This is a genomic window from Agrobacterium sp. ST15.13.013 (assembly GCF_027956525.1).
GTDB lineage: Bacteria > Pseudomonadota > Alphaproteobacteria > Rhizobiales > Rhizobiaceae > Agrobacterium > Agrobacterium salinitolerans.
The window spans coordinates 1-405 of record NZ_JAQKGP010000112.1 but is presented as its reverse complement, the minus strand read 5'-3'; the positions used below and the strand labels follow the sequence as shown (position 1 = coordinate 405).

Here is a 405-nt window from a genome sequence, read left to right as displayed (position 1 = left end):
CGTTAGTCTCGTGGGGTCGGGGAAGATGGCCAACAGGCCTTCAAGCGCGCCGTCGGTGGTTAGCACGCTAGCGCCGTCATGCGGCGTTTCGGAGTCGGTAAGCCGTTACGGTTTGTGAATAGAAGGAGGAAGGATGACCGCCGAGGGGACGATAGCGGGGAGGGCGCCAAAGCGCACGAAGTTGTTAACCCCGCGAGTGGCGCTGATGGTGGTGGTATGAATCACCTCTGAATCGAACTCAATAAACAGATAGTTCGGGAACAACGGTTCGCTGACCATGGTGCGTTTACCGCGAATGATTTTTTCCAGCGCAATCGTCGGCATCAGGCAGTTACCTGACTGACGTTCCAGATGTTCCTGGGCTCGTTGTAGCTGCCCACGTTTGCAATACAGTAAGTACCAGGC

General features: G+C 56.0%; 1 protein-coding gene. It reads right to left on the bottom strand.

The features are described 5' to 3' along the window. Nucleotides 1–105: 105 nt before the first annotated feature. Nucleotides 106–405: transcription/translation regulatory transformer protein RfaH (gene rfaH / locus PL597_RS26130; RefSeq protein ID WP_333781953.1), on the bottom strand; the 300-nt coding region annotated here is incomplete at its 5' end.